The organism is Streptomyces sp. AB3(2024) (assembly GCF_041862025.1).
Taxonomy (GTDB): Bacteria; Actinomycetota; Actinomycetes; order Streptomycetales; family Streptomycetaceae; genus Streptomyces.
This window is the reverse complement of sequence record NZ_JBGWAB010000103.1, coordinates 1-21,587: the sequence shown is the minus strand read 5'-3', so window position 1 is coordinate 21,587 and position 21,587 is coordinate 1. Positions and strand designations below refer to the sequence as shown.

Below are 21,587 nucleotides of genomic sequence, written 5' to 3'. Positions count from 1 at the left end.
CCGGCAGGCCGTTCAGCCGGTCGCGAGTGCCCCGGACCTCGTCGAGCGGACTTGGCGCTCTCGGTCTGGACGCTATTGCTCCGTACGGCGGGGCCTGCCCGACTCGGTGTGCAGGTGCCGGACGTGGGCGTCGGGTCCGGGGAAGAACACGGTGGTGCGGCCGGTGTCGGACCAGCGCACGTCGTAGGGCGGAGTACCGTCCTCGTGGTGGAGGGCGATGACTTCACCGTCGCGGCCCGGTGTTCCGACGGTGGGGCCGCCCACGACGATCTGGTCGCCCACCTCGGCGTGCACGCCGGTTCCCGGTACGTACGTCTTCATGATCATGCCTTTCTGTGGAACGCGCCCCGGAGGATCCGGGCGGCGATGAACGCCCCGAGGCCGGCTGCGGCGGCGAGCCCCGTGCCGGACCAGCCCACGGGCTCGGTCTCCAGCAGGGACCGGAGTGCGGGCACGTACAGGGCGGCCGTCGCCAGGAGCGCGGAGACCACCACCGAGGCGGGGAGGAAGAGGTTCCGCCTGGTGAGCAGCCGGGCACGCAGGCCCAGGGCCACACCGAGCTGGGCCGCGAGCAGGGCCAGGAAGAGCACGCTCTGCCAGGGCAGGTTCGTGGCACGCGCGGCGACGCCGGCGGCCAGGCTCAGCGTCGTCACGACTGCGGCGAGCACGAGGAGGCGTTGCCACACGCCCGCGGCCAGAATGTGCTGTCCGGGCGGGCGTGGCGGGCGTCGCATGGCCTGCGGAGTGACGGGTTCGGCGCCCATGGCCACGCCTGTCAGCCCGTGGGTGAGGAGGTTGATCCACAGGATCTGTCCTGCCCTCAAGGGCAGGGCCAGGCCGAGCATGGGGCCTGTCAGCATCACCAGGATCTCGGCGGCCCCGCCCGCCATGGCGTAGACGAGGAAGCGCCGGATGTTGTCGTAGACGCGGCGGCCCTCCTCGACGGCCTTGACCACGGTGGACAGCTCGTCGTCGGTGAGCACGAGGTCTGCCGCCTGCCGGGCGACCTCGGTTCCGCGGGCGCCCATGGCCACACCGATGTCCGCCTGGTGGAGGGCGGGGCCGTCGTTCACGCCGTCCCCGGTCATGGCCGTCACGGCGCCCCGGGCGCGCCAGGCGTGGACGATGTCCAGCTTCTGCTGCGGGTCGGTGCGGGCGAAGACACGGACCCCGGTCAGGTCGGTGTCCGGGGCTGCGGCCAGTTCGGGCCCGGTGAGGACCTCGCCGGAGGATCCGTCCTCGACAAGGCCGGTGCGTACGGCGATGGCACGGGCTGTTGCCGGATGGTCGCCGGTGATCAGGACCGGGGTGATGCCTGCCGCACGGCACGCTGCCAGGGTCGCGGCGGCCGATGTCTTGGGAGGGTCGCTGATGGCGACGAGGCCCAGGAGGCTCAGACCGTGCTCGGCCTCGGGAGCCGGCCGGTCCCACACGAGCCGCTCGGCGCCTGCCACGGCCAGGACCCGAAAGCCCTGCGCGGCCAGGAGGGCGGCCTGGCGGCGGGCTCCGTCCAGCAGCTCCTGCGGTGCGGCGAGCACCGCGTCGGTCAGTACCGCCTCCGGCGCGCCCTTGAGGCATACCAGGACGTTTCCGTCCGGAAGGTGGTGCAGCGTGGTCATCCGCTTGCGGAGGCTGTCGAAGGGAACCTCCGCGAACCGGGGGCAGGCCCGGTGCAGGGCGGTCTGGTCCGGGCAGCCTGCTCTGGCGGCTGCCGCCAGGAGCGCGGCCTCCATCGGATCGCCCACGGCCGTCCATGTGTCCGAGCCCTTTCCGGGGGGTCGCAGGCCGGCGTCGTTGCACAGGGCCGCGGTCGTGAGCAGCACCTGAAGCGGCCGGAGCTGGTCTGCCGCCAGGGGCTTCCCCTCTCGGGTCAGGGCCCCCTGCGGCTCGTAGCCGCTGCCGGTCACGTCTGCGGTGCCGGATGGCGTCCACAGGTGCTGGACGGCCATGCGACCCTCGGTGAGGGTGCCCGTCTTGTCCGTGGCCAGGACGCTCACGGAGCCGAGGGTTTCCACGGCCGGCAGGCGGCGGACCAGGGCGTTGCGGGCCGCCATCCGGCGCGCTCCGAGCGCGAGGGCGAGGGTGACCACGGCGGGGAGGGACTCGGGCACCGCGGCAACGGCCAGGCTGATGGCGGTCACGGCCATCGTGCTCCACGGGAGGCCGCGTGCCAGGCCCAGGGCGAAGAACAGCACGCACAGGGTGATGGTGACGGCCGCCAGGATCCGGCCCAGTGAGGCAAGGCGGTGCTGGAGCGGGGTGAGGCCCCGGCCCGTGTCGAGGAGCGTCGCGATCCGGCCGAGTGCGCTCGCCGACCCGGTGGCGGTCGCGGTGGCGGCCCCTCGGCCACGAACGACGACGGTGCCGGCACTGACCGTGTCGTCCACAGTCTTGTCCACCGGCTCGGATTCGCCCGTGAGCATGGATTCGTCCACCAGGAGCGCGGATGCCTCGGTCAGGCAGGCGTCCGCGGCGACGATGTCCCCCTCCCCCAGCAGCAGGGTGTCGCCCGGCACCACGAGCCTGGCCGGCACCTCGTGCGGGGTGCCCTCGCGCAGGACCCTCGCGTGCGGGGCGGAGAGCGCGGAGAGCGCGGCGACGGCGCGGTCCGCCCGGACTTCCTGTGCCACTCCCACGGTGGTGTTGAAGACGACCACCAGTGCGATGACGACGGCGTCCGGGTGGTCCCCGATCGCCATGGTCAGCAGCATGGCTCCGAGGAGCACCATGATCAGCGGGTCGCGCAGCTGGGCCAGGACCCGTCGGTGCAGCGGCGTGGGCCGTGGGGGTGCCACTTCGTTGCTGCCGTACCGGGCCAGCCGGCGCTCGGCTTCGGCCTGGGTGAGGCCCGGTCCCACCGCGGAGTCGGCAGACCGCGTGGCAGCCGTACGGATGGTCATGGCGGCGTCATTCGGTCGGTACGGTGATCATGGGGCAGTGCGCGCGGTGCAGGAGGCCGTGGACGACGGACCCGAGGCGCAGTCCGGTGTATCCGCCGCGTCCCCGCCGGCCCATCACCACGGCCAGGGCGCATTCGGCCGCCCGCGCCAGTTCCTCGACCGGGTGGCCTGTCTTGACCTCGTGGGTGACGTGCACGTCGGGGTACTTGTCCGACAGGCCGGCGGTGGCTTCGGAAAGCAGTGCGCGCTGGGCCTTCAGGGCCGCTTCCTCGTCGTTCGGCATGAAAATCGGTGGTTGCCACACGCAGACGGCCCGGAGCGCCGCTCCGCGCAGGTCCGCCTCGTCGAAGGCGAACACCAGTGCGGCCGTGGCGGGCGAGCTGCCGTCGAGGCCGACGACCACGTAAGGAGGCTGCTGGCTGATGTGCTCCGCGTCGCCCACGACGACGACCGGGCAACCGGCCTGGGCGCTGACGGGGACCACGATGGAGCCGACGCTGAAGAACTCCGCGGTGCGGCTCAGGTGTCGCGAGCCCAGCACGACCAGGCGGGCCTTCTCGGCCGCCCTGCCCAGGGCGGGGGCGGGGAACCCGTGGAGCAGGTCGACGGTGACGTCCACCTCCGGCTGCCGGTCGTGCACCCAGTTGCGGGCCTGATCGAGTCGGTCGGCTCCCGCCCGTCGCAGGGCTGTGTGGCCGGGGGTGTCGTCGTGGCGGGTGTCGTGCCGGGTCGGCACCGCGAACACCAGGCGCAAGGGGAGCCGTCGGCGGTGCGCCTCGTCGGCTGCCCAGGCGAGGGGCAGGTGCCAGTCCCTGACAGGGTCGATCCCGACGACGACGTCGTGGCCCCGGCGGCCGGTCATGACCGGCTCCCGAAGTCGCTGCCCGTCCGGGGGATGAGGAGGACGGGGCAGTGCGCGTGGTGCAGGACGCTGTGCGTGGCCCTGCCCAGGTTGCGGGTGATCCCGAGGGCTCCGGGAGCCCGGCGGCCGCCTATGACGAGCAGGTCGGCGTGGCGGGAGGCCTCGACCAGGACGCCTGCCACGGAGATGCTCTTCTCGGCGTCGGCCCGCACCTCCAGGTCGGGGAACTCCTCGCGTACCGCGTCGGTGATGGAATGCAGGACCTGCGCGTGCGTGTCCGCGATCTCGTCGACATCGTCCAGCATGCTGACCGCCAGGCCGACGGACTGCAGGATGTTCCAGACGTGCAGGAGCCGGAGGGATCCCTTGCGTAGTTCCGCCTCGCACGCGGCGTACCGGGCATAGAGGAGGTCGTGCTCGTCACGGATGGCGGCGAGGACGGTTCCGGTCTCCTCGGCGCCGTCGGTGCCGCGGACGACGATCACGGGAGTCATCGCGGCGGCCGCGACGTCCAGGCCGACCGAGCCGAGCATGAGGGATTCAAATCCGCCGAGGCCGCGATTGCCCACCACGATGGTGCCGTGCAGGGCACCGGCGCGGTGCAGGCTGCTGACGGCATCGGCCCGGCTGAACTCCGTTCTGACCTGCAGACCGGGGTACTCGTCGGTCACGGCCTTCGCCGTTTCGTCCAGGAGTTCTCGGCCGTTGGCGCGAACCCGTTCGATGGTTTCCGCCGACACGTACAGGGCCCGGCCATCGGTGTCGGCCCCGTAGACAACGTGCAGGGGGCGGTCGCGGCGTACGGCCTCCGCTGCCGCCCACATGGCGGCCGTGCGCGCCGAGCCCGAACCGTCGACGCCGACGACCACTGAGCTGGTATCCGGGGTGCGGAAGGTACTTTCCACGGTTCCTCCCAACCGGGAAGCCGATGAGGGACACCACTCACGCTGGCACCCACGGCGCGCCCGGGAGAGGGCCGCCCGGGACCGCGATCGGGACCAAAGGTCCCCATCGTCGCTTGCGCCGCCGCTCCGCCCGGGGGCCATGGCCCGCCCGGCCCCCGGGACGGGACCGTTCGGCCCTCGCTCGCGGGCGGGCATCGGCGAAATGGTGGTGACACACCCGACCCGTACACAGGCCCCACGTGGCATGGCGGAGCAGGAGGGCCTCATGAAACACATCAAGGTGGGCGACCTGATGACCGGCAACGTCGTCTCCGTCACCCCGTACTCAGCCTTCAAGGACGTGGCGAAGCTCCTGACGCAATACGACATCTCCGGACTCCCGGTGCTGGACGAAGAGGACCGCGTCGTCGGTGTCGTCTCCCAGACCGACCTCTTGGCCCTCGCGCCTTCGGCCCCCCGTACGTCTGGGAAGGTCGGCCCGGCCGCCGGGGGGCCCACAGCGGGAAGCGTCATGTCCGCGCCCGCGGTCACCGTTCATGCCCAGGAGACGGCCGCTGATGCCGCCCGGCTGATGACCCGCCGCGGTATCGAGCGGCTTCCCGTCGTGGACGAAGAGGACAGGCTGGTGGGCATCGTGACCCGCAGGGACCTCCTGCGCCTGTTCGTCCGCCCCGACTCCGAGATACGCAGACGGGTCAACGACGAGGTCCTCGCGGGTGTGCTCGGCGTGCCGGCCGGTCAGGTCGAGGTCCACGTGGTGGACGGCATCGTCGCCATGGACGGCCGCGTCGAGCTCCAGAGCCAGCTGCCCGCGCTCGTCGGCCTCGTCGAGCAGCTCGACGGGGTCGTCGCAGTGGCATCGCGCGTCACGGCGCGGACCGAGGACGTACCGGCCACTCGGGCCGGCCGGCCCCGCCAGACCGCCCAGTGGTGACGCGGTCGTCCCGCACGAAGGAAGTACCACCCATGAACGATCACATCACCATCGGCGTCGACGGCTCTGCCGAGAGTCGGGCGGCCGCGCGCTGGGCCGCACAGGAAGCGGCCTTGCGGCTGGTGCCGCTGCGGCTCGTGCACGCCGTCGACTGGCCCCTGGACCCTGTGGTCCCGGGCCTGGGACGCGAGGACGTGGACCGCTGGGCCGACCAGGCGCTCACGGAGGCGACGCGGGACCTGCATCGGCGTCACCCCCGGCTGGAGATCACCACCCGTTGCCTGGCAGCACGGCCGGCGGCAGCCCTCGCTGCCGAGGCCGCCGATGCCGGACTGCTGGTCCTGGGATCGCGGGGCCTGGGCGGGCTGGTCGGGTTCATCGTCGGCTCGGTGGCGATGTCCACCCTGGTCGCCACCGATACGCCGGTCGTGCTGGTCCGGGTCGCCGACGACCCCGACGCACTGCGCATCGGTTCCGGCGCCGAGGTGATCGTTGGCGTCGACATCCACGAATCGTGCGACCGGGTGCTCGCCTTCGCCTTCGAAGAGGCCGCCCGGCGCCACTGCGCCCTTCGGGCGGTGCACGACTGGAAGATGCCGGCCGCCTACGCCTACGTCCCCTTCTTCGACCCGGACAACGAGCGGGACGTCGGCAGGAGCGTCACGCACATGGTCGAGGACATGTTGGTGCCCTGGCGGCACAAGTTCCCCGACGTGGACGTCAGTCACAGTGTGTTCATGGGATCCGCCGGCGACCATCTCGTCCGGGCCTCGCAAGGCGCCGGGCTCGTGGTCGTGGGCCGCCACGTGCGCCGTTCCCCGCTCGGCACCCACCTGGGCCCCGTCACCCACGCAGTCCTGCACCATGCGGCGGCCCCGGTGGCCGTCGTGGCCCATGGGTGAGGGAGGCGCGACGATGCAGGGGCCCCGACCCACCGCTGACGACGTCATGACCGGAGGGGGACCAGCGTCGTGAACGTGCAGGTGGACTTCGGCGTTTCCAGGCCCGAGGGACGGTCCATGAGACACCGCAGCGTCGGGGACCTGATGACGCCCACCGCCGTCACCGTGCGAGGTACAACCTCTTTCAAGGAGATCGCCCGGGTCCTGAAGGAGTTCGACATCACCGCCGTACCCGTCGTCGACGAACTGAAGCGTCCGGTCGGTGTCGTCTCGGAAGCCGACCTCCTCGACCGGCGGCCCGCCGGCGGTGCGGCGACTGCCGGGGAACTCATGACGAGTCCGGCGATCACCGCCCGCTCCGAGTGGAGCGTGGTCCGCGCCGCCCGCATCATGCGGCGCCACCGGGTCAAGCGGCTGCCCGTCGTCGACGCGGAGGGCGGTGTGATCGGGGTACTCAGCCGCAGCGACCTCATCCGGCTGTTCCTCCGCAGTGACCACGCGATCCAGGAAGAGATCATCGAGGATGTCCTCACCCGGACGCTTCGCATCTCCCCGTCGACGGTCACCGTCGCGGTCGAGGACGGTCTGGTGACGCTCAGTGGCGTGCGGCCACGCCCCGATGTGGTGCCGGTCGTCGTCCGGCTCTGTCAGAGCGTCGACGGGGTCGTCGCCGTGGACAACCGGCTGACTTGCGTCGAGCGGAGGAGGCTTGAGGGCCCGAGCGGGCCGTTCGGTCCCCGATTGGGCCGCTCGGGCCCTCCCGTCCGCGGAACCGGGCGACCGAAGCTGTAATCACCTGACCGTTACGTGCAGGAGGTACGCCATGTCGAACCGGATCACGGTTGGCCTCGACGGATCCAACACCGACGTCACCGCCGCCGACTGGGCCGCCGGCGAGGCCGAACTGCGAGGCGCCGCTGTGGAACTCGTCCACGCCGAGGACTGGCCGCAGTACGCGCCCATGGCGGTACCCCTCCCCGAATCACGGCGTCAATGGGCCGAAGGCCTGCTGGAACAGGCTCGGGACCGGCTGTCGCGGACCCATCCCCGGCTCGACATCCGCACCCGCCGGATCGAAGGACTCGCTGCCGGTGCCGCGCTCGCGTCCGCCGCAACGGACTCCGCCCTCCTCGTGCTCGGCTCACGCGGACTCGGCGCCGTCGCCGGATTCCTCGTCGGCTCCACCGGCGCGGACACCATCCCCCAGACGGAAACACCGGTCGTCCTCGTCCGCGCGGGCGACGTCCCGAACCGGCCGCCAGGGAGCACGGGCGCCGCTCCGGTGGTGCTCGGGGTGGACGTGCACAGCAACTGTGACCGGATGCTCGGCTTCGCCTGCGAGGAAGCGGACCGCAGGGGCTGCCCCCTCGTCGTCGTCCACGGCTGGTCCCTTCCGCCCGTGTATTCCTATGCGCCGACACTCGACCACGGCGTCGGGGCGGAGATCGACCGAGGACTCAAGGCCGCCCTTCGAGAACTGCTGAACCCTTGGGAGGAGAAGTACCCGCACCTCGCCGTCGAAGCACGCACCACCATCGGCCAGCCCGCCATCCAGATCCTGGAGGCCGCCTCCGAGGCGGCACTCGTCGTGGTCGGCAGGCGAATCCGCCGCGCCGCACTCGGCAGCCACATCGGCCCGATCACCCACGCGGTGATGCACCACGCCGCCTCACCGGTCGCCGTCGTCGCACACGACTGAGGCCCCCAGACAGGACCGGTCCCGTGAACGCATTGCGCCTGACTCCAGACACCGTCGCCGCTCTCGTCGGCGATGCCGTCATCGCCCCGTCGATGCACAACGCCCAGCCATGGAAATTCGTGTTCCGTCAGAACGCCCGCGTCATCGAGCTGCACGGTGATCCGGAACGTGCCATGACCCGAACCGATCCGAATCACCGTGCCCTTCACCTGGGTTGCGCCGCTGCCCTGTGCAACCTGCGCGTCTCGGCCGCCCGGCACGGCTTCCGGGCCCGTGTGCGGCTGCTGCCTGACGAATCCGCACCGTGGCTGCTGTCCACGGCAAGCTTCGAGGCACCCAACGGCAGCGAGGACCACGAGCTCAGGGCTCTGTACGACGCCCTCCGGCGCCGCCACACGAGCCGGTTCCCCTTCAGCGACGAGCCGGTGCCCGACGCGCTGATGGGCGGACTCAAGAGCGCTGCCCGCCTCGAAGGCTGCCGGCTGACCGTCCCGGGCGACTGGCACATCGAGACCGTGCTCGGGCTGGTACGGGACGCCGAGCACCGGGAGGACATCGACCCGCTCGTCCGGGCGGAGAGTTCGGCGTGGACGTCCCCGGCACCTGCATCGGCCGGCACACGCCGCGACGGCATCCCCGCCGATGCGTTCGGCCCGCGAAGCTCCGGAGGCCCCTCCCCCGTGCGGGACTTCGGCCGGGCCCACCCCTCGGCGGACCGCGGCTGGGCCGTGTTCGAGAGGCGGCCCCAGCTCGCCCTGCTCAGCACCCCGACGGACACGCGCACCGACTGGCTACGGGCAGGCCAGGCGCTGGAGCGGGTCCTCCTCCAGGCCACCGCCGACGGCCTCGCCACTTCCATGACCTCCCAGCCCCTCGAATGGCCGGAGCTGCGGTGGACGGTCCGCGACCCGCTCTCGGCCATAGGCCACGTCCAGATGGTCCTGCGCCTCGGCTACGGGCCGCCGGGACCCGCGACACCCCGTCGCCCGGTCACCGAGGTCCTGGAGTTCCGCACGTAGCCGCCGTACCGCACCGAAGCGGGACGCGGAGGCCCGGCCGCCGCTCACGGTGCGAGGTCGCGGCGCCGGAGCAGCAGATGGGCCAAGAGGAGGCCAATCGCCCCCGCACCGACCAGAATGCCGAGCTGGGCCCAGAGCACACCGCCTCGGGCGAGGGCGTCGCCCGGTGCGTAGTAGTGGAACGGACTCAGGAACCTCAGCGGCGCGGCGGGCGACCACGCGAGAGCGATGAAGTTGACCGCGAACCCCACCGCTCCGATCGCGATGGTCACCCCGACCACCTGAGCCCGCCGTCGCCCCGCCGCCGACACGGCCAGCGCCGGCCCGATCAGGCACAGGGCAAATCCCAGCCCCATGATTCCTGCGGCGAACACCCCGCCGATCGGTACCTCACCGTGGATGTCCGGTGACAGGGCCACTCCCGCCGCGACCGTGAGGGTGGCCGCCGCGTTCAGGGCGAGCGCCGCGAGCACCAGTGCGGCCGTCCGCTCCGCCAGCAGCCGGTTGCGGCTGACGGGACGCACCATCACCAGCTCCACCGTCCCCGACTCCACGTCCGCCGCCACGGCGGCCGCCGCCAGCGAACCGATGGCGGTGAGCTGCATGGCGATCCAGAACGGGTGGATGAGGCCGGCACCCAGAAGTCCGGGATAGCTGGCAATGGAGACGTCGCCGCCGGACCCGCTGAACGCCCGGTAGACCGAGGGCGTTGCCTTCCCACCGGATGAGAAGAGCTGCCCGGGAGAGATCGTGTTGGCGACCACCACGATCAGGGCCTCGAAAACGACCATCCCGACGATCAGGGCGACCAGCATCCTGCGCCGCCGGTACAAGGCGAGCCACAGCAACGGCCATCGTCGTCTCACGGCTGCTCTCCCGGATCGTTGTCGCGGTAGAGGTCCAGGAACGCCTCGTCCAGTCCCGCCTCCTCCACCGTCACGTCGGTCACCGGCAGACCGAGCAGCCCTCGCAACGCGCTCACCACCTCGCTCGGCGGCACGAGAAGTTCCACATGGTCCTGCTCCCAGTGCGGGTTCCATCGCTCGGCATCGCCCAGAGGCCGCGTTCCCAGACCGTCCGCGAAGGCCAGCCGGATCCGCCGGGCACGTGCCTCGCGCAGGCCGGCCACGCTCTCGACCGTCACCAGCCGTCCGTCCCGTACGATCGCGACCCGCCCGCAGGTCCGCTGGACCTCCGGCAGGATGTGACTCGACAGCAGAACGGTCCGTCCCGCTGCCGCGGCTTCCCGCAGCAAGGCGAAGAACGTCTCCTGGACCAGCGGGTCGAGCCCCTCGGTCGGCTCGTCGAGTACCACCAGCCGGGGATCGTGCTGCAGCGCCTGCACCAGGCCGAGCTTCTGCTTCATGCCCCGCGAATATCCCCCGACGGGGCGGGCGAGGACCACGGGCGTCAGCCCCAGACGTTCGCACAGCTCACCACGGCGCGGCACGGGAGCGCCTTGCAGAGCGGACAACAGGTCGAGCGTCTCCGCTCCGGAGAGTTCGGGGTAGAGGCGCAGTTCCCCCGGCAGATAGCCCAGTTGGGGTGCCACCCGGAGGTGATCGCCCACGGGGTCCAGGCCAAGCACCCTGACGCGTCCGCCACTCGGCCGCAGAAGTCCGGTGAGGCATCGGAGCGTGGTGGTCTTCCCCGCACCGTTCGGCCCGAGGAAACCGAACACCTCCCCGGACCGGACGGTCAGGGTCAGCCCGTCGACGCCCACCACCGGCCCGTACCGCTTGGTCAGGCCGGTCAGCTCGATCGCAGGCCGGTCACCCATACATCCAGTCTGGGCCCGCACCCCGGAACCCGCCTGACCACCCGGGAACGTCCGGGACGCCGCAGAGGGGCTCCGCCCGCTCCGGCCTCCGTCACCGGACGGCTGCACCGAGCATCCAGCCGCCGTAGGGCTTGAGGGAGTCTCGTTCGGGGGCGGCTCCGACGCCGACCATGTCCCGGTACGCGATGCGCTTGAGTTGTCCGGCCAGGTTCTCCAGCGCCCGGGCTGCGGCGAGTTCGTCGCCGATCTCGGGTACGTCCTTGTCGGTCGGGTTCAAGCGGGCAGTGCCGTGTCCGGTGAGCCGGCTGGTGCCGGTGTCGAGTTCCACACGGACCTTGGTGGTTCGGTCTTCCTCGAACAGGTAGATGCGGGTCTTCCATTCGGTCGTGTGCGACATGGTGTTCCTCCAGGCGTTCAGGAGCTGCGGCGGCGGGCCCAGCGGCGGAGCTCGTCCGTTCCCCAGACCAGCGGCGGGAAGGCGGCGATGAACAGGACGACGTCCGGCGGGAGGGCGGCGGTGCCGAAGAGGTTCTGGAGCGGTGGTGCGTAGACGAGCGCCGCGGTGAAGGCGAGCTCGAATGCGATGCCCGCGAGCAGCAGCGGGTTGGTGAAGAAGCCGATGTCGCGCAGGGCCGCGTGGTCGGTCCGGGCGGCGATGGCCGTGCCGACCTGGCAGGTGACGATGCCCGCGAAGGTCGCGGTGGTCGCGGTGGTCGCGGTCAGGTAAGCGTGGTGCAGTGGGGTTCCGGGGCCGGTGGGGTCGCCAGGCTGCCATCGTGCCCGCCACAGGACGTAGAAGAAGCCGGTCATGACCAGGACGGCGGAGACGGAGCCGAGCCAGCCCCAGCTGCGGACGAGCATGTCCCTGTTGATCACGCTTTGGGAACTGGGCCGGGGCGGCCTGGACATGACGCCCGGTTCGGCGCGTTCCCGCCCCAGGGCGAGTGCGGGAAGGGTCTCCGTCCCGAGGTCGATGGCGAGGATCTGCAGGACGGTCAGCGGGAGGGGGACGGTCCCGGCGGAGAGGGCGAAGACGACGAAGGGGACGACCTCGGGGGTGAGGTCGGCGAAGATGTAGACGATGAACTTGCGGACGTTGTCGTAGACGCGGCGGCCGGATTCGATCGCCGTGACGATGGTGGCGAAGTTGTCGTCGGTCAGGACCATGGTCGATGCCTCGCGGGCCACGTCGGTGCCCGAGCGCCCCATGGCCACTCCGATGTGCGCACGGTGCAGGGCGGGCGCATCGTTCACGCCGTCGCCGGTCATGGCGACGATCTGTCCGTGCGCGCGCAAGGCATCGGGCACCTTCAGCTTGGTCTCGGGAGACGAGCGAGCGAAGACGATCTCCGTGCCCTCCTGCCGGAGGATGTGGTCCAGCCGGTGGTCGTCGATCGCCTCGGACTCTGTGACCACCTGCAGGTTCGGCACTCCGATGCCGATGGCACGGGCCACGGCGGCGGCAGTGGCCCCGTTGTCGCCTGTGACGATGTGGACGGTCAGGCCCGCCTCATGGCAGCGGCGCACCGCAGCCGCGACCTCCGGGCGCGGCGGGTCGTACAGCCCTACCAAGCCCAGCAGGTGCAGGTCCCGTTCGACCTGCTGGCGTTGCGCGGGCGGTGCGGCGCCGTGTGGCAGTTCGCGGACCGCCACGGCCAGCACGCGTCTGCCGTCCTTGGCCAGGTCGTCGGCGGCGTCTCCTGGGCTTCCCGGGCCGGCTCTCCGGCCGAGAGGAGCGGCATGACGGCTTCCGGGGCGCCCTTGACGATGACGGAGGGTCGGCCGCGCCCCGTGTTCTGGACCACCGACATGCGGCGCAGGCGCGGGTCGAAGCGAAAACAGGCACTGCGGTCGGCGTCCCGGTCAGCCGGGTCGATCGGCACCGCGTGTTCCGCGGCCCCCTCCACCAGGGCTATCTCGGTCGGATCGCCGAGCAGTGTCCCGTCGTTCTCCCGGGCAACGGTGGTGCACAGGGCGGCATCGCGGACGAGTTCTGCCGCTCCGGGTCCGGTCATCGTGCTGCCCTGCGGCGTCCACACGGAGTGGAGGTGCATCTGGTTGCGGGTGAGAGTGCCGGTCTTGTCGGTGCAGATGACGTTGGTGCAGCCGAGGGTCTCGACGGCGCTCAGCCGCTTGATCACCGCTCCTTGCCGGGCGAGTGCGCGTACGCCGACCGCGAGGGCGAGAGTGATGGTGGGCAACAGCCCTTCGGGAACGTTGGCCACGAGCAGGCCGATGGCGAACATCAGGGAGTCGGTGAGCGGCAGTCCCACGGCGACGCCCGCCACCAGGAACACGGCCCCCAGGGCGACGGCGACCGCGGCGATCAGCCAGGCGACCTTCTTGACCTGCGTTTCCAGCGGGCTGGGCTCGCGGCGGGTGCGCTGGCTGAGAGCGGCGATCCGTCCCAGCTCGGTGTGGTCGCCGGTGGCGAAGACGATCGCCTGCGCCTGGCCTTCGGTGGCGGTGGTGCCGCTGAAGACGAGGTTGGGTTCCTGCAGGAGCGAGACGTCTTTCAGGCCGGGGCCGGCGAGACGTTCGACGGGTGTGGACTCGCCGGTCAGCATGGACAGGTCCGCTTCGATGCCGCCCTCGGTCAGGCGGGCGTCGGCCGGTACCCGGTCGCCTTCGTCCAGTACCAGGAGATCGCCGGGTACGAGATCACGCGCCGGGACCTGCCGGGGCTGTCCGTCGCGGATCACGTGGGCCTGCGCGGGGAGGCAGCGGGCCAGGGTCTCGACGGCCTTCTCCGCCTGCTGTTCCTGGACGAGGGCGAACGCGGCGTTGACGAGCACCACGGCGACGATGGCCCACCCGAGGACGTCGATGTCGGCGAAGAAGGCGAGGGCGGCCGCGGCCCACAGCAACAGGGCCAGAGGGTGGACCAGCTGCCTCAGGAGCTCCCGCAGGATGCTCGTGCGGGCGGTGCGGCGGACCTCGTTCGGTCCGTAGACGGCCAGCCTGCGTTCCGCCTCTCGGCCCGACAGGCCCAGGGGGCCGGTGTGCAGTTCGCGGCGGAGCAGGGGCAGGGGCTCCAGCGGGTCGGGCGCGGCATCCGTTGGCAGGTCCTGGTCGGCGGCGGTCTCAGTCATCGCAGGCTCCCTGCCCGGGGCGCAGGCGGCCGGACCACTTGGGCTCGACGCTCTCCCACTCGCGTTCCCACTCCTGTGCGCTGCGTGCGTTGACCAAGCGCAGGCGTACGTAGAGGACAGCGCCGGCTACGAGTGCGATCCCGACAAAGGCTCCAGTGCCGAGGCCGATGGCCTTCAGAGCGATTTCGGGCGTGCCTGGCGGGGTGGTCGTCGTGTTGCCGTCGTCGTCGGCCCAGAGGCTGACGGTGTCGCCTGTCCGGGGCGCCGCCGTAACGGGAACGGTTTCCGTGTGGACGCGGTGTGCGGGATCCCGCCAGGTGGCGCGGGCCATGGTAATGGGGCGTGTGCTTGGTCCTGTCCCGGCCCGGTACGTGGTTTCACCGACCGTCACGGCCGTGACGACGTGGCGATGACGTGCGGTCTCCGCCGTGTCGCGGGCGGCGTCCGTCCATGCGGCTCGGCCGGCCGCGACGCCGCAGATCACAGCCAGCAGGCAGGCCAGCACGAAGGCGGCTCGGAGGCGGGTGCGAGTGCGGTCGGCGTCACGACGGAGCGGGTTTCCTCCTGCCGCCGGCGAGCGGTGGTGCATGGCCGCCTCCGAGAGGTAGGTGCCGGCCCGCCCGCTCAGGCGGCGAGCTCGGCGCTGATGTGGTGGGCCCATTCCTTGATCCGCTCGGGGTTGCGGAAGTCTCCGCCCTTGCCCTGACGGTTCAGCGCCTTGGCGAGGAAGCCCGGGGTGTGGGCTGTGATGCTGCCGCCGAAGGTCATGTGCTCGCGCGCGCCCACGAGCTGCATCTGCCGGGCGACGGCGGCGACGGGAGGGATGTCGTGTTCCTCGGCGGAGCGGTCGAGCGGGCCGCTGCTGAACATCCACACGGGGCGGTGCCGCAGGGAGTCTGCGTTGCGTTCGGCGCAGTGCTTGGCCTTGGTGCTCCAGTGTCCGGCGTAGAGGGCGCCTCCGAGAACGACGGCGTCGTAGGCGCGGACGTCGTGGATGCCGTCGGCGGGCAGGACGACGGCGTCGAGGCCGTCCTCGCGGAGGGTCTTGCCGATCTGTTCGGCGATGCCGGCGGTGGCTCCGTGCTTGGTGCCGTACGCGACCAGGACTCGCTTGGTGCTCATGTCGAGTGCTCCTTGCTGCCGGGGTGCGGGGCTGATGCCACTGTCACGCGGTCGGCGGCTGGTCCGCTTGGGCCGGACGGCTCCCTGCGGGGACCATTCGGTCCTCCCTGTAGCAGCTCTCCTCCGCGACGGCCACGTGCTGCTTGACGGCGGCGAGGCTGTCGGGGGCGACGGAGATCGAGTCGATCCCGGCACGGACGAGGAAGGCGGCGTACTCCGGATCGTCGCTGGGACGCTGCCCGCACAGGCCTACGGGACGGCCCAGCACCTGGACGCGCGGAAGTAGGATCCGGATCAGAGTGGTCACGGCCGGATCATTCTCATCGAACACGTGGGCGAGGGCTTCGGAGTCGCGATCGACGCCTAGGGTGAGCTGGGTGAGGTCGTTGCTGCCGATGGAGAAGCCGTCGAAGCGCTCGGCGAAGTCCTGGGCGAGGAGGACGTTGGCGGGGATCTCGGCCATCACGTAGACCTTGAGGCCGTTCTCCCCTCTCCGCAGGCCCTCACCGGCCATCACTTCGAGGACCTTGTCGGCCTCTTCCAGGGTGCGGCAGAAGGGGATCATGACGATGACGTTGGTCAGGCCCATCTCATCACGCACCCGGCGAAGGGCCTGGCATTCGAGGGCGAACCCTTCACGGTAGCCGTCGCTGTAGTACCGGCTGGCACCTCGCCATCCGATCATCGGATTGGCCTCCACCGGCTCGAAGGGCCGGCCTCCGAGCAGCTTGGCGTACTCGTTGGTCTTGAAGTCGCTGGTGCGGACGATGACCGGGTCGGGCCAGCGGGAGGCGGCGATCCGGGCGATCCCGTACGCGAGGTGGTCGCAGAAGTACCGGCCGCGGTCGAGGTAGCCCTCGGTGAGCTGGTCGACGGCGCAGCGGTCGGACGCGTCCAGGCGCTCGGGGTGCAGCAGGGCCATGGGGTGGACCTTGACCTGGTGGGCGACGATGAACTCCAGGCGGGCCAGGCCCACCCCGTCCGCCGGCAGCCGACACCAGCGGAAGGCTGCGGACGGGTAGGCGAGGTTCAGCATCACCCGGGTGCGCGTGGTGGGCAGGGCCGACAGGTCCGTCTCCTTCTCCACGTACGGCAGCCGCCCCGCGTAGACCTCGCCCCGGCTTCCTTCGGTACACGAGACGGTGACGTCGGCGCCGTCGCGCAGGAGCTCGGTGGCGTCCCCGGTGCCGACGACCGCCGGCACCCCGAGTTCCCGGCTGACAATCGCGGCGTGGGAGGTGCGGCCGCCATGGTCGGTGACGATGGCCGCAGCACGTTTCATGACCGGTTCCCAGTCCGGGTCCGTGATCGAGGTGACTAGGACGGCTCCGGCCGGGAAGTGGTCCAGGTCCACGGGCGTGTCCATCCGGCACACGGCACCCGCTCCGATGGCTTCGCCCACCGCGATGCCCTCGACCAGGGCACCGCCGGGCACGACGGTCAGACGACAGCGCCGCAGGGTCGTGGTGCGCCGTCGGGACTGCACGGTTTCGGGCCGGGCCTGCACGATCGCCAGGTCGCCGGCGAGGCCGTCCTTCGCCCACTCCAGGTCCATCGGGCAGCCGTAGTGGTCCTCGACGGCGACGGCCCACTCGGCGAGCCGGCTCACCTCGGCATCGGTCAGAACGCGCCGGGCCCGCTCCTCGCGTGTGGCGTCGACCGTGTCGGTCAGCCCGTGCTCCGCGTAGACGGCCTTGCGGCGCTTGGCGCCGATCCGCACGTCGATGACGGGCATCAGGGCAGGGTCCTTGATGCCGGGCTTGAAGACGGTGTACTCGTCGGGGTCCGTCCGGCCGCTGACCACGGTCTCGCCCAGCCCCCAGGCCGCACTGACCACGACGACGTTCGGGAAACCGCTCTCGGGGTCGAGGGTGAAGATCACGCCTGCCCCGGCGAGATCGGAGCGGACCATCACCTGGACACCGACGGACAGGGCGACCTGGAGGTGGTCGAAGCCCATCCGCTCGCGGTAGTCGATCGCGCGGTCCGTGTAGAGCGAGGCGAAACAGCGGTGCACGGCGGTCAGCAGTTGTCCGGTGCCGCGTACGTTCAGGTACGTCTCCTGCTGACCGGCGAAACTGGCCTCCGGCAGGTCCTCGGCCGTGGCGCTGCTGCGCACCGCGACCTCCGGGTCGCTGCGGCCGGTCTCCCGGCCGAGGGCCTCGTAGGCGGCGACGACCTCGGCACGCAGCGAGTCGGCCAGCGGCTCGGCCGTGATCATCGACCGGATGCCGGCGCCCACGTCCTCCAGCGCGGCTCCCTCGTGGAGGAGGTCGAGCTGGTCCTGGATGCGGATGCGCAGCGCGTGTCCGTCGAGCAGATCCTCGTAGGCATCGGCGGTCGTGGCGAAGCCGGGCGGCACTCGGACCCCGGCTGCGGCGAGCTGTACGGTCAGCTCACCCAGTGAGACGTTCTTCCCGCCGACTCGGCTCACGTCCGCGCGGCCGAGTTCGGTGAACGGTATGACGCGTCGCGTGTGTCCCATGACGTACTCCGGGGCTGCAGGCTGGTGGCTCAGTACGGCAGCGGGCGGCCGGAGGGCGTGCGCAGATCCAGCGGGGCAGGCCTGCGCGGGCCCTTGGGCCGGGTCCGGATCCGTATGCGCTGCATCGTGGTCACCCTCTTCGGGGTAGCGGCGCCGGGCCGGCGCCCCGGGTTCCACGATCACTCCGCCGGGCGGCCGGGCGCAGTGCCGAGGGGGCCACTCGCGCGGGGCCGATCGGGCCGCCCCGGCAGGGGCCGATCGGCCCAGATGCGGTAACCGTGCGGCAGGCCGAAGGCGGCGGGGCTTCGTGCGGCCAGCTCGGGGCGGGGCCGTGAACGCCGGGGTGACGCGCCACCGGAGCCGCTCCGCTCCCGTTCGCCGGACGTGAAGCAGGTCCGGCAAGGCCGTCCTGGCCCGCCGACCGGGCCGGGTGGCCCCTGCGGCATGCACCGCGCGGCCCTCGCGGTCACGGTGGCCCACCGAGCAGGGTGGATGTGAACGGTCGGAGGCAGACCATGAGCATCATGCACAGCGTCCTTGAGGAGGACTCGACTGCAGGCCGCTCCGTCTCCGCAGCCGTGGCGGTGGTTATGGGCGACCGGCTCGACTCCGCCCCTACCCGGCTCCTCGACCTGTTCGCACCCCACGGCAGCCGAACCCCGCTCGCCCCCGCCCGCTGAGGACCCCGCCATGACCTCCACCCCGTACACCGTCGCCGACGTGATGACCAGCAAGGTCATCGCTGTCACCCCCTCGACCGGTTTCAAGGACATCGCCGCCGCGATGAGGCGGTGGAAGGTGACCGCCCTCCCTGTCGTCGAGGGCGAGGGCCGCGTCGTCGGCGTGGTCTCCGAGGCCGATCTCCTGCCCAAGGAGGAGTTCCACGAGCACCGACCGGGCCTGATCGAGCAGATGCGCCGCCTCGGCGACACCGCCAAGGCCGGCTCCATCTGCGCCGAGCAACTGATGACGGCCCCCGCGGTCACGATCCGCCCCGACGCCACCCTCCCCCAGGCCGCCCGCCTCATGGCCGGCCGGCACATCAAGCGCCTCCCGGTGGTCGACGCCGATGGCACCATCAAGGGCATCGTCAGCCGCGCCGATCTCCTCAAGGTCTTCCTCCGCACCGACGAAGAACTCACCGAAGAGATCCGCCGGAGCGTCATCGGGCGCCTCTTCCCGATCTCCCACGACGGGATCACGGTAACCGTCACACAGGGAGTGGCCTCCCTGACCGGCAGGGTGCGGGACGACCACTTGATTCCCATGGCCGAACGGCTCGCCCGGTCCGTCGAGGGCGTCGTCGACGTCCGCTGCCGACTGGAAGTGCGCAACACACCGTGAGCGTCGAAATGCCGACTGCGGCAGTCATCACCGGACGCACACTGCCGAGAGCACGCCCCGTGACCGTGGGGACGACGGCCTTGAACGGCTCGGATCCGTCCGCGCCGACCGTCGGCCATCCCGCTCGCAGGCCGACCCCGATCGCAAGCAGGAGCTCCGCGAGGAAGAGCAGCAGGCCCGGCTGTGAACCCCGCATGCACATGACGTCAGGCTGTTCGAGCATGGAAGTCGGGGCAGACGTGTCGTTGTCCACGGAGGTGAGCGCGATGATGCTTGCAGCGCGGCGCCGGACAGGCGGGCCGGTGAAGCAGAAGCAGTACGAGGGGACAGCGCGCATGGCCAGGCCCCAGGCGCTCAATGCCCGGCAGGCAGTACGCCTGCCGGAGGTCAGCGGCATGACCGAGGCACTGCGATGAGCACGGCCGGAACGCCGGATCCCACCACCTTCGGGACTGCCGTCGGCGGCGGGGGATCACAGAGTCCCTCCGGTCCGGCAGTCGTCACCTTGACGATGAATCCCACAATCGATCTCTGCTGGGAGGTCGAGCGCCTGGAGGCCACCGGCAAAAACCGTGCGAGGGTCAGGTCGGTGGCCGTTGGGGGCGGAGGGATCAATGTGGCACGTCACGTCGTGCGGTTCGGAGGACGGGCCATCGCCGTCCACACCGCCGGAGGCGAGGTCGGCCAGCGCCTCGACCGACTGCTGGACGAAGAGGGCATCGACCACGTCGCCGTCGGTATCGACGACGACACCCGCGAAGCACTCGTGCTCTTCGAGGCCGAATCGCGCCGCAGCTACCACGTCGTGCCACCCGGCCCGCGACTGCACGAACGCGAGGGACAGCGGTGTCTGGAAGTGCTGGAGCGGCTCGTCGGCAGTCGCCCGTACGTCGTGGCCAGCGGCAGCTTGCCCGGGGGCTTGCCCGACGACTTCTACGCGGCTGTCGCCCGCAAGGTCAAGGAAGGGGGCTCCCGGCTGATCCTGGACACCTCCGGGCCCGCGCTTCGGGCAGCGCTCGCGGAGGGCGTGTTCCTGTTCAGGTGCAACCGGACAGAGGCCGAGAGCCTGACCGGCCAGGTCGTCAGCGGCTTCGACGACGCCCGAGCCCTCAACGAACATCTGCTCGCCACAGGGGCCGCCGAGATCGCCGTCACCACCCTCGGGGCGCTCGGCGCACTGTGCTCGACCGGCCGCGGCCACACCGAGCTCTACGCGCCGCCGCTGCCCGGCGAGCCCTTGAGCGATGCAGGGGCGGGAGACAGCATGGTCGCTGCTCTCACCACACAGCTCGCCGCCGGAGCGGATCCCGTCAGCGCCTGCGCCCTGGGGGTGGCCACAGCCGCCGCAGCAATGCTCACCCCCAGCACCGAACCCTTCGACGTGGACATGGCACTGTCCCTCCGCTCGCAGGTGAGGACCACCCCTGGCTGAGGAACGTCCTGCCGCATCCGGTCTGGGTCCGTGATCGTCCCCTTCTTGCCATACGCCACCCCCGGCTGCGGGGTGCCACCGCCCAGCGGCGCCCTCACACCGTCGACGCGTAGTTCCGGCACGACGGCCGACGCGGCTGCAGGACCCGCCACGGCCACCAGGAAACCCGCCGCCGAGGCCGCCGCCGACGCTCCGTGCCCCGGGTACCGACGTCGTCGCATCACGCACTCCCGCCGTGGCTCCGTAGGGCAGAAGGAGGTTCTGGCACACATTTCGTGAGGACGATCACTGGCCCTGGGACTCGTCACCACTGAAGGACGTGCCGTTCAATCAGCCCAGCCCTCGATGTTCGAGCACGACTCGTAGGAGTAGCGCGTGTCGCGGTCCCACTCCTCCCCGGTGATGCGTTTGTATGCCCGGTCCGGTGTGTAGAGCAGGCGCTCGGCCCAGACGAGGTCGGTGGCGTAAGGAGTGAAGGCCGCAGGGTCTTGGAGGACGCTGTCGAAGACGGTGCGGCCGGCGGCGACGACAGCGGCACGGGTGTAGAGGAAGGCGTCATCGGACAGGTTGTGTCCGTACTCCTTGCGGTCCAGCTGGTAGAGCGCCCATGACAGTTGCTCGGCGAACCCGATGACCAGCGACAACGGGTAATGGACAAGGCGTTCGGTCACTGTGGCGGCAAGGAGTTCGGCGTCAGGGTCGGGTGCCGTGGGCCTGCAGTCCTCGATGAGCTGCCAGAAGGCGTCTTCGTTCATGCTGGCGAGCATGCTGCAGCGGTCTGACAGTCCTGTCTGCCGGGTTACCTGTTTGCTGCCGCGGCGAGTAGGACGCGCTTTCGGAGAAGGGGGAGCTTGGCCCGTCCGAACATCTGGCGCTTGATCATCTTGATGTGCCTGACGCGGCCCTAGACGGGGCCGGAGTTCCAGCGTGTGCTCAGGCCCTGGAGCGCGGCATCCCAGTCTCTCTCCAGCCCGGTGGCGAAGGTATGCAGGCGGGGCAGGTCTGAGGCTGATCCTTTGGAGTGGACACCCTGACAATGGATCTTGATGGTCCAGGGAGGGATGTCCACGTGGGACGCAAGTCTCCGTATCCGGAGGAGTTCAGGAAGGAC

General features: G+C 71.0%; 22 protein-coding genes. 9 read left to right on the top strand and 13 right to left on the bottom strand.

All coding sequences use genetic code 11. The annotated features are described in order from the left end of the window. Positions 1-72 precede the first annotated feature (72 nt). Genes ACEPPI_RS30115 through ACEPPI_RS30100 form a run of 4 tightly spaced genes read right to left on the bottom strand, consistent with a single transcriptional unit; the run spans position 73 to position 4,667 of the window. The gene (locus ACEPPI_RS30115; protein ID WP_373918432.1) at positions 73-327 is read right to left on the bottom strand and encodes a DUF1918 domain-containing protein; all 255 of its coding nucleotides are present in this window, start codon (positions 325-327) and stop codon (positions 73-75) included. Beyond that, entirely contained in the window at positions 324-2,900 is a 2,577-nt protein-coding gene (locus tag ACEPPI_RS30110) for a cation-translocating P-type ATPase (RefSeq protein WP_373918431.1), read from the bottom strand. Before ACEPPI_RS30110 ends, ACEPPI_RS30115 begins: the two co-directional genes overlap by 4 nt. Before the next feature lie 7 nt (positions 2,901-2,907). Then, positions 2,908-3,762, bottom strand: a complete 855-nt coding sequence (locus ACEPPI_RS30105) for a universal stress protein (RefSeq protein WP_373918430.1) — start codon at positions 3,760-3,762, stop codon at positions 2,908-2,910. Next, entirely contained in the window at positions 3,759-4,667 is a 909-nt protein-coding gene (locus ACEPPI_RS30100) for a universal stress protein (protein WP_373918429.1), read from the bottom strand. The genes ACEPPI_RS30105 and ACEPPI_RS30100 overlap by 4 nt, the downstream gene beginning before the upstream one ends. A gap of 265 nt (positions 4,668-4,932) precedes the next feature. On the opposite strand from ACEPPI_RS30100, the gene ACEPPI_RS30095 reads away from it, so the two are divergent. From ACEPPI_RS30095 to ACEPPI_RS30075, 5 genes are all read left to right on the top strand, one after another. Further along, the gene (locus ACEPPI_RS30095; RefSeq protein ID WP_373918428.1) at positions 4,933-5,601 is read left to right on the top strand and encodes a CBS domain-containing protein; all 669 of its coding nucleotides are present in this window, start codon (positions 4,933-4,935) and stop codon (positions 5,599-5,601) included. Between the two features lie 32 nt (positions 5,602-5,633). Next, positions 5,634-6,503, top strand: coding sequence for a universal stress protein (locus ACEPPI_RS30090; protein WP_373918427.1), 870 nt, complete (start codon positions 5,634-5,636; stop codon positions 6,501-6,503). A gap of 117 nt (positions 6,504-6,620) precedes the next feature. Then, entirely contained in the window at positions 6,621-7,295 is a 675-nt protein-coding gene (locus ACEPPI_RS30085) for a CBS domain-containing protein (protein WP_373918426.1), read from the top strand. Between the two features lie 31 nt (positions 7,296-7,326). Further along, the gene (locus ACEPPI_RS30080; RefSeq protein WP_373918425.1) at positions 7,327-8,202 is read left to right on the top strand and encodes a universal stress protein; all 876 of its coding nucleotides are present in this window, start codon (positions 7,327-7,329) and stop codon (positions 8,200-8,202) included. A 23-nt stretch (positions 8,203-8,225) separates the two neighbouring features. Beyond that, a complete protein-coding gene (locus ACEPPI_RS30075) occupies positions 8,226-9,221 on the top strand; it encodes a nitroreductase family protein (protein WP_373918424.1) in 996 nt (331 codons plus the stop codon). 44 nt (positions 9,222-9,265) lie between these two features. On the opposite strand, the gene ACEPPI_RS30070 is transcribed toward ACEPPI_RS30075, so the two are convergent. The 8 genes from ACEPPI_RS30070 to ppsA all read right to left on the bottom strand — a co-directional run bounded on the left by ACEPPI_RS30070 (position 9,266) and on the right by ppsA (position 17,700). Further along, the gene (locus ACEPPI_RS30070) at positions 9,266-10,036 is read right to left on the bottom strand and encodes an ABC transporter permease subunit (protein ID WP_373918423.1); all 771 of its coding nucleotides are present in this window, start codon (positions 10,034-10,036) and stop codon (positions 9,266-9,268) included. 47 nt (positions 10,037-10,083) lie between these two features. After that, on the bottom strand, positions 10,084-11,001 hold the full coding sequence (locus ACEPPI_RS30065; RefSeq protein ID WP_373918422.1) for an ABC transporter ATP-binding protein: 918 nt from the start codon (positions 10,999-11,001) through the stop codon (positions 10,084-10,086). 91 nt (positions 11,002-11,092) lie between these two features. Then, a complete protein-coding gene (locus ACEPPI_RS30060) occupies positions 11,093-11,398 on the bottom strand; it encodes a DUF1876 domain-containing protein (RefSeq protein ID WP_373918421.1) in 306 nt (101 codons plus the stop codon). 17 nt (positions 11,399-11,415) lie between these two features. Continuing rightward, the gene (locus ACEPPI_RS30055) at positions 11,416-12,663 is read right to left on the bottom strand and encodes an HAD-IC family P-type ATPase (RefSeq protein ID WP_373918420.1); all 1,248 of its coding nucleotides are present in this window, start codon (positions 12,661-12,663) and stop codon (positions 11,416-11,418) included. Further along, entirely contained in the window at positions 12,567-14,093 is a 1,527-nt protein-coding gene (locus ACEPPI_RS30050) for an HAD-IC family P-type ATPase (RefSeq protein WP_373918419.1), read from the bottom strand. Before ACEPPI_RS30050 ends, ACEPPI_RS30055 begins: the two co-directional genes overlap by 97 nt. Continuing rightward, the gene (locus ACEPPI_RS30045) at positions 14,086-14,598 is read right to left on the bottom strand and encodes a hypothetical protein (RefSeq protein ID WP_373918418.1); all 513 of its coding nucleotides are present in this window, start codon (positions 14,596-14,598) and stop codon (positions 14,086-14,088) included. The genes ACEPPI_RS30050 and ACEPPI_RS30045 overlap by 8 nt, the downstream gene beginning before the upstream one ends. Positions 14,599-14,717: 119 nt before the next feature. Next, positions 14,718-15,215, bottom strand: coding sequence for a flavodoxin domain-containing protein (locus ACEPPI_RS30040; RefSeq protein ID WP_373918417.1), 498 nt, complete (start codon positions 15,213-15,215; stop codon positions 14,718-14,720). A gap of 43 nt (positions 15,216-15,258) precedes the next feature. Beyond that, entirely contained in the window at positions 15,259-17,700 is a 2,442-nt protein-coding gene (gene ppsA, locus ACEPPI_RS30035; RefSeq protein WP_373918416.1) for a phosphoenolpyruvate synthase, read from the bottom strand. 515 nt (positions 17,701-18,215) lie between these two features. On the opposite strand from ppsA, the gene ACEPPI_RS30030 reads away from it, so the two are divergent. The 4 genes from ACEPPI_RS30030 to ACEPPI_RS30015 all read left to right on the top strand — a co-directional run bounded on the left by ACEPPI_RS30030 (position 18,216) and on the right by ACEPPI_RS30015 (position 20,476). Further along, positions 18,216-18,380: a hypothetical protein gene (locus tag ACEPPI_RS30030; protein WP_373918415.1), complete on the top strand. Its 165-nt coding sequence runs from the start codon at positions 18,216-18,218 to the stop codon at positions 18,378-18,380. Between the two features lie 10 nt (positions 18,381-18,390). Then, complete coding sequence (locus tag ACEPPI_RS30025; protein ID WP_373918414.1) at positions 18,391-19,044, top strand: CBS domain-containing protein; 654 nt, start codon at positions 18,391-18,393, stop codon at positions 19,042-19,044. A 221-nt stretch (positions 19,045-19,265) separates the two neighbouring features. Continuing rightward, positions 19,266-19,460: a hypothetical protein gene (locus ACEPPI_RS30020; protein WP_373918413.1), complete on the top strand. Its 195-nt coding sequence runs from the start codon at positions 19,266-19,268 to the stop codon at positions 19,458-19,460. Continuing rightward, complete coding sequence (locus ACEPPI_RS30015) at positions 19,457-20,476, top strand: 1-phosphofructokinase family hexose kinase (RefSeq protein ID WP_373918412.1); 1,020 nt, start codon at positions 19,457-19,459, stop codon at positions 20,474-20,476. The genes ACEPPI_RS30020 and ACEPPI_RS30015 overlap by 4 nt, the downstream gene beginning before the upstream one ends. A 326-nt stretch (positions 20,477-20,802) precedes the next feature. Here the strand turns inward: ACEPPI_RS30015 and ACEPPI_RS30010 are convergent, their stop codons facing one another. Then, a complete protein-coding gene (locus ACEPPI_RS30010; RefSeq protein WP_373918411.1) occupies positions 20,803-21,231 on the bottom strand; it encodes a DUF4240 domain-containing protein in 429 nt (142 codons plus the stop codon). Between the last annotated feature and the right edge of the window lie 356 nt (positions 21,232-21,587).